Origin of the sequence: Streptomyces coryli, assembly GCF_011044975.1 — a bacterium.
Classification (GTDB): domain Bacteria; phylum Actinomycetota; class Actinomycetes; order Streptomycetales; family Streptomycetaceae; genus Streptomyces; species Streptomyces coryli.
The window spans coordinates 1-6,286 of sequence record NZ_JAAKZV010000349.1 but is presented as its reverse complement, the minus strand read 5'-3'; the positions used below and the strand labels follow the sequence as shown (position 1 = coordinate 6,286).

The window sequence follows — 6,286 nt, the reverse complement described above, 5'->3', positions numbered from 1 at the left end:
TATAAGAGACAGCCCACCACCCAGTCAGTTTTCGAGAAGCCATCCAGGCCACCGCTCCCTAACGTGAAGAGCGCACCAGAAACCCAGGAATCCACCGACACAGGGAGCCGGCCATGGCCAAGGAATCGCAGCAGTCCGCCTTCACCGAAGAAGAGCGCGCCGCCATGAAGGAGCACGCGCAGGAGGTCAAGGCCACCCGCCGCGGGGCCCGTAAGACCAAGGCCGACGCCGAGGCGGCGCTGCTCGAGAAGATCGCGGAGATGCCGGACGAGGACCGGGTGCTCGCCGAGCGGATCCACGCGATCGTCAAGGAGAGCGCGCCCGAGCTGGCGCCGAAGCTCTGGTACGGGATGCCCGCCTACGCCAAGGACGGCAAGGTCGTCTGCTTCTTCCAGGCCGCGTCGAAGTTCAAGGCGCGCTACGCGACCCTCGGCTTCAACGACCCCGCGAATCTCGATGACGGCAACATGTGGCCGACCGCCTTCGGCCTCACGAAGCTGACGGCCGCGGAGGAGAAGACGATCAGCGCGCTCGTGCGGCAGGCCGCCAGCTGACGCCCCCGGGCGTGATCGCCGTCTCACATGCGGACAGCCCCCTCCCAAGCCTCTAGGTTCCAGCCACAGCGGTGGGACAATGGGCAGCGCCGGGCGGTGGGCGAGCGCGACGGGGAGTGGACGGACTTTGACGACACACGGCACCAGGCGCTGGGGCTGGGGCGGCGGTGACCGCGGCGAGAATGCGCGGGCCGAGGCGCAGGCGGCGCGGGATGCGGCGGCGAATGCGTTCTACGAGCTGGACACCGCGCAGCGCGACCTCAAGATCTCCATCGAGACCATCGCCGCCGTGGACGACTCGCCCGCGGCCCGGCGCGTGGAGCAGGATTTCGCCACCCTCGGGCAGCGGATCGACCGCGCCAGCCAGGCCTACATCACCGCCGTAGACGCGCATGACCTGGACCGGGACGACCTCGCCCCGGGGACCGCCGCCCAGGCGCGGCAGGAGCTGCAGCAGGCCACCAACGAGCTCGAGCGCATCCGCGCCGACCTCAACCACTTCGCGCACTCCCTCGGCCCCCTGCTCCAGGACGCCGAGACCCAGCTCGCCCGCCTCGCGCCCGCCGTCGAGCGCGCCCGGCAGGGGCTGCTCGCGGCCAGCAACGCCCTCGACGCGGTACGGGCCCAGGGCTTCAAGGCCGACGACCTCGCCGCCCGGCTCGCCGCCCTCGGCCCCGAGCTGACCAAGCTCAACGAGGGCGCCGGGCGGCATGGCGTACCGCAAACGATCCACCGCGCGGTCGAGGTGCAGCGCACGGCGGAGGCGCTGTGCGGGGAGGCCGAGCAGCTGCCGAAGAAGGCCGCGGACATGGACAAGCGGCTGGTCAGCCTGCGTACGCGGGCGCAGGCGCTGGCCACCAGGGCCGAGGGCGTGACGCCGATTCTGAGCGAGCTGCGGCGGCGGTTCGCGATGGCCTGCTGGCAGGATCTGCAGTCCGTACCCGAGCAGGCGAAGCAGGCCGTGGCGCAGGCCGAGGAGAAGATCCGCGAGGCCTCCCGGGCCCGCAGCGACCAGCGCTGGCCGGACGCCACCGCCCTGCTCGGCACCGTACGGGCGCTGCTCAACGACACCGACGAGGCCGTCACCGCCGCCGGCGACCGCCTCCGCCGCCTCAACGAGGTGCAGAAGGACCACACCACCGAGGTCGAGAAGACCCGCTTCGCCATCCGCGACGCCCAGCGGCTGGCGATGACCGGCCGCGCGAACCCGGACCCGCGGCACGCGCAGCCACTGGACCAGTCCGTCGAGCGCCTGGACCGCGCCGTCGCCGGCCTCACCGGCCGGCACCCGGACTACTGGCACTTCCTCACCGAGACCGAGGCGATCCGCGAGACGGTCGCGCGGGTGGTCCAGACGATCAGGAACGAGATGAGCGGGCGGGCCTAGACCCGTAAAGCTCCCTTACGAGCAGCAGCCCCCGCCGCAGCACCCGCCACCGCCCTGCGGGGCCGGGGCAGCGGAAGGACCGGCCGCCGCCACCCCGCCCACCGCGACCGTGGACAGCAGCTTCACCGTGTCGCCGTGGCCCTCGGGGCAGGACGCCGGTGCGGAGGACTCGGACATCGGCCGGTTCAGCTCGAAGGTCGTGCCGCACGACCTGCAGCGATACTCGTAGCGAGGCATGGCCACAGGATAGCGGGGCCGCCACCGCCGGTAACCGGACCGGCGGCCCCGCTCACGGTACGTAACGGACAATTTGCTCGTCTCCGCACCCCGGGCTGATGCTGAGGGTACGTACGGCCTCTCTCTCCCACCTAGGAGGTCGGAGCCATGGCCACGCATTCCCCCTATCCCTCGGACGGCACCCCGCATCCGCTCGCGGGCGCGCCGACCGGGCCGGTGCTCGGCGCGCGCGACGCGTTGCACGAGCGCGGCGTGCAGTTCGGCAGCCTCGCGCACCGTACGAAGCTCGACGAGCACCTGCCGCAGGACCACGCCCTGTCCACCGTCTACCGCGCCGGTGCCGGCGTCGCCGGCCTCGGGCTGTTGGTCTTCGGCGTGCTCGGTCTCTTCAACCGCGTGTGGTTCTTCTCCCGCGAGGGCGACACCACCATGGGGCTGAACACCAACGGCGCGCTGTCCACCCTCTCGATCGCCGTCGGGCTGCTGCTGCTCTACGGCGCGTACCGCGGCGGCAACTTCGCCTCCACGCTCAACATGGTCCTGGGCGCGGCGTTCCTGCTCAGCGGCTTCGCCAACCTGGCGGTGATGGAGACCAGCTGGAACATCCTGGCCTTCCGCATGCCGAACGTCATCTTCAGCTTCATCGTGGGTCTCCTGCTACTGACCTTCGGGATGTACGGACGCGTCAGCGGCGGTCTGCCACACGACAACCCGTACTGGCGCACCCGCAATCCCGAGCGCGCGCTCGCGGAGGACCGGGAGCACACGCGGGCTGCCTAGCGCTCAGCGCTTACGCGCCAGCGTGAGGCCGTCCGCGACGGTCAGCAGCACCGCTTCCATCCGGGCGTCAGCGGCCACATGGTCGTTGAACGCCCGGATTGCTGCGCCGCCGGCCACCGCCTGCGGGTCGACGACGTCGCCGTGGTAGAGCACGTTGTCCGCGACGATCAGGCCGCCGGGGCGCAGCCGCGGGACCAGCTCCTCCCAGTACGCGATATAGCCCTTCTTGTCCGCGTCCAGATACGCCAGGTCGATGTGCGGCTCGGTCGGCAGGGCACGCAGCGTGTCCAGCGCCGGGCCGATGCGCAGCTCGACGCGGTCGGCGACGCCGGCCTTCTCCCAGGCCTCCTGGGCGTACGCGGTCCACTCCTCCGACACGTCGCAGGCGATCAGCTGCCCGTCGGGCGCGGGCGGTAGCGCCTGCGCCATCGACAGCGACGAGAAGCCGGTGAACGTGCCGACCTCGACCACCCGCCTGGCGCCGATCAGCCGGACCAGGAAGGCCAGCAGCGGCCCCTGCTCCTGCGCCGACTGCATCCCGGCGGCGTCCGGGAAGCGGGCCTGGGTGAGCTCGACCAGCTCGCGCTGCACGCTGTCCAGCGGCGGGTTGTGGTCGAGCACGTACTGGTAGAGCTCGGCGGTCTGGTCGGGACGCTTGTCGCGGGCGGCGGGAGTAGTCATGCCTGGGATCCTGCCAGGGCCGCCGCCGCCATGTCGCGCAGAATCCGCTCGCCCGCGGCCGCGCCGCGCTCGGCGAGGGCGGTGACGTGCGGCGCGGTCCAGCCCTGGTCGGCGAGCTCGCCATGGCCCGGCCGCCAGCCGCGGTCGCCGGCGAGGAGGAGGTCCGTATCGAGGAGGGAGTCGCCCGCGGTGAGCACGGTCCCCGCGCCCGTACGGCGGACGAGCTCGGCCAGCGCGGCGCTCTTGGTGAGCGGGCGCGGCACGGCGTAGAGCTTGCGCCCCTGCAGCGATACGGTCCAGCCGCGCGCGTCCGCCCAGCCGGCGAAGTCCTTGACCCAGGCCTCGGGGAGCTCGGCCCGCTCGACGACCAGCACCTCGAAAAGCCCTTCCGCGGTGCGCTGCTTGCGCAGCCAGGGGACGTCCGCGGTGATACGGGCCAGGTGCGCGCGGATCTCGGCGAGGGGCGCGCAGCCGGCGTCGAGGGCGTCCCGGACCGTCGCCTGCCAGCCCGGGTCGGAGACGCCGTCGACGAGGAGGTGCCCGCCGTTGGCGCAGATCGCGTGGCGTGGGGGCGGGCCGGGGAGGTGCACGCGGGCGTACTGGGCGCGGGTGCGGGTGGTGACGGGCACGAAGGCGCCGGGCAGTGCTTCAAGGTGCGCGGCGGCGGCCTCGGTCATGAAGGAGAGCGGCTTGCCCTGGTACACCTCGACGCAGAGGAGGCGGGGCGCCTCGGCGTCGGGGAGGGTCAACTCCAGGGCGGCGGCCGAGTAGATGAGGGTGCGGTCGAGGTCGCTGGCGACCATGGCGGCTGTCACTGGGCGGCGGCCTTTCCGTCGGCGCCGGTGGCGCCGCGCGTGTACTTGGGGTGGATCAGCCCGACGCACGTGTACGGCAGCCCGTCGGCCTCCTCGACCGGGGCGCCGCGCTGCTCGGCGAGCAGGCGGACGTGCTCGACATCGGCGCCCGCGCCGCGCCGGACGAGCACCCGCCACGGGACGCGGCGCAGCAGCACGCGGGTGGTCTCGCCGACGCCCGGCTTGACGAGGTTCACGTCATGGATCCCGTAAGCCTCGCTGATCCGCTCGACCGCGGCCCAGCCCTCCCAGGTGGGCTTGCGCTCCGCGGTGTCCGGCATGGGGCGTACGTCCCCGGGGTCCGGGAAGTGCGCGGAGATCGCGTCGAGGAAGTGTCCGGAGAGGTCGGCGCCGGCCAGCTCGCGATAGAACTTCGCGCCGTGGAACTCGCCGGGCCCGGCCAGGTCCGCGCGCAGCACGGTGCGCGAAATGAGCCCGGAGACGGTGGAGTTGAGGCAGGCGGAGGGGATGAGGAAGTCCTCGCGGGTGCCGTACGTATCGACGCAGCGGCCCGGGTCGGCGAGGACGGCGATGCGGGGGTCGAAGCCGGGGTGTTCGTGCAGCGCCTCGGCGAGCTCCCGGGTGATCGCGCCCTTGCCGGTCCAGCCGTCCACGAAGACCACGTCGGCCGGGTCGTGGCGGCGGGCCAGCCAGTCCAGCGCGGTGGCGTCGATGCCGCGCCCGCGGACGATGGAGACGGCGTAGTGCGGCACGTCGATGCCGTGCGCGTGCCGCGCCCAGCGCCGCATCAGCACGCCGACCGGGGTGCCGGCGCGGGCGAGCGAGACGAGCACGGGGTGCGGCGACCGCTCGGCGAGGACGGTCTCGGTGACGGTGGCCACGGCGCGGGCGATGCGGGGCGCGGAGGCGTCGAGGGCGCTGTGGAAGAGCTCCTGGTAGGCGGCGCTCGGCTGGTACTCGACGGGCAGCGACTCGGCGTAGTGCGCGCCGCCCTGCTGGATGGCCTCCTCGCGCTCCTCGGTGGGGGCCTCGAGGCTGACGTCGGAGAGGTCCTTGAGGAGCCAGCCGACTTCGTCGGGGGCGTAGGAGGAGAACTCCGGCCCGCGGAGTGCGTGCGGCAGCGGGCGATGGGACGGGACGGCGGCGAGCAGCACCTGACCGGTGTGCTCGGCGAGGCGGTGCAGGAGCCCACCGCGGGCGTGCAGCTGCTCGGTGTCGGCGGCGTCATCGGTCACGACGACGACGGTGTCGAAGCCGCTGCCCGCGACGTTGTAGGCGTAGCGCTCGCCGGGCCCGTCGTCGGGGTGGTCGTGGGCCGGGAAGGCGAGTCGGGTACGGATCGCGTACCCGGGATCGTCGACGGCGAGGACGGGCGAGCGGGTGGTGGTGGAGAACCGTATCTCCGCGTCGTCGCCGAGATGCGCTTGGAGAGCGCAGGCGAGGCGCAGGGGTGCGTACATGAGCTCTTCGGTGCCGAGGACGAGGACGCGCGGGGCGCCTTCGGCGCGGAACACGGGAGGCTCGCCTTCGGCGCGGAATGCGGCTGGCTCGCCTTCGGCGCGGAATGCGGCTGGCTCGCCTTCGGCGCGGAATGCGGCTGGCTCGCCCTCGGCGCGGAGCACCCGTGGCCCGCCTTCGGCGGGGGCGCCACCCACAGCCTGCGCCAGCCGCTCCGCCATCGCCGGCAGCGCCGCCTCCAGCCGCTCCCGGTGCTCCGGCAGGAAGCCATGCCGCCCACCGTCGGGCAGCCCCTCCGGCCACCCAAGGCCGACGCGTATCGCCCAGGTCTCCGAGGGACCCTCCCGAGTCTCCACGGGCCCCTCCCCCGCGAG

General features: G+C 73.0%; 7 protein-coding genes. 3 read left to right on the top strand and 4 right to left on the bottom strand.

Annotation, left to right across the window (positions count from 1 at the left end; genetic code table 11):
- Positions 1 to 113 precede the first annotated feature (113 nt).
- Both G5C51_RS38840 and G5C51_RS38835 read left to right on the top strand, forming a co-directional pair.
- Entirely contained in the window at positions 114 to 554 is a 441-nt protein-coding gene (locus tag G5C51_RS38840) for an iron chaperone (protein ID WP_165245108.1), read from the top strand.
- A 79-nt stretch (positions 555 to 633) separates the two neighbouring features.
- Entirely contained in the window at positions 634 to 1,941 is a 1,308-nt protein-coding gene (locus G5C51_RS38835) for a hypothetical protein (RefSeq protein WP_165245106.1), read from the top strand.
- Between the two features lie 15 nt (positions 1,942 to 1,956).
- Here G5C51_RS38835 and G5C51_RS38830 read toward each other — a convergent pair whose 3' ends face one another.
- Positions 1,957 to 2,178 carry an FmdB family zinc ribbon protein gene (locus G5C51_RS38830; protein WP_165245104.1) on the bottom strand — a complete coding sequence of 74 codons (222 nt, stop codon included), beginning with the start codon at positions 2,176 to 2,178 and terminating at the stop codon, positions 1,957 to 1,959.
- Positions 2,179 to 2,325: 147 nt separating this feature from the next.
- Here G5C51_RS38830 and G5C51_RS38825 point away from each other — a divergent pair, with 147 nt between their 5' ends.
- The gene (locus tag G5C51_RS38825) at positions 2,326 to 2,958 is read left to right on the top strand and encodes a DUF4383 domain-containing protein (RefSeq protein ID WP_165245102.1); all 633 of its coding nucleotides are present in this window, start codon (positions 2,326 to 2,328) and stop codon (positions 2,956 to 2,958) included.
- Between the two features lie 3 nt (positions 2,959 to 2,961).
- On the opposite strand, the gene G5C51_RS38820 is transcribed toward G5C51_RS38825, so the two are convergent.
- The 3 genes from G5C51_RS38820 to G5C51_RS38810 all read right to left on the bottom strand — a co-directional run.
- Entirely contained in the window at positions 2,962 to 3,639 is a 678-nt protein-coding gene (locus tag G5C51_RS38820; protein WP_165245100.1) for an O-methyltransferase, read from the bottom strand.
- Positions 3,636 to 4,442 carry an HAD family hydrolase gene (locus tag G5C51_RS38815; RefSeq protein ID WP_165245098.1) on the bottom strand — a complete coding sequence of 269 codons (807 nt, stop codon included), beginning with the start codon at positions 4,440 to 4,442 and terminating at the stop codon, positions 3,636 to 3,638. The genes G5C51_RS38820 and G5C51_RS38815 overlap by 4 nt, the downstream gene beginning before the upstream one ends.
- 8 nt (positions 4,443 to 4,450) lie before the next feature.
- Positions 4,451 to 6,286: cysteine protease StiP domain-containing protein (locus tag G5C51_RS38810; RefSeq protein ID WP_240930222.1), on the bottom strand; the 1,836-nt coding region annotated here is incomplete at its 5' end.

What these genes read in the sequence shown, in the direction of transcription:
- G5C51_RS38840 (WP_165245108.1), top strand. Translation starts at nt 114, where the DNA reads ATGGCCAAGGAATCGCAGCAGTCCGCCTTCACCGAAGAAGAGCGCGCC.
- G5C51_RS38825 (WP_165245102.1), top strand. Translation starts at nt 2,326, where the DNA reads ATGGCCACGCATTCCCCCTATCCCTCGGACGGCACCCCGCATCCGCTC.
- G5C51_RS38830 (WP_165245104.1), bottom strand. Translation starts at nt 2,178, where the DNA reads ATGCCTCGCTACGAGTATCGCTGCAGGTCGTGCGGCACGACCTTCGAG.
- G5C51_RS38815 (WP_165245098.1), bottom strand. Translation starts at nt 4,442, where the DNA reads ATGGTCGCCAGCGACCTCGACCGCACCCTCATCTACTCGGCCGCCGCC.
- G5C51_RS38820 (WP_165245100.1), bottom strand. Translation starts at nt 3,639, where the DNA reads ATGACTACTCCCGCCGCCCGCGACAAGCGTCCCGACCAGACCGCCGAG.
- G5C51_RS38835 (WP_165245106.1), top strand. Translation starts at nt 634, where the DNA reads ATGGGCAGCGCCGGGCGGTGGGCGAGCGCGACGGGGAGTGGACGGACT.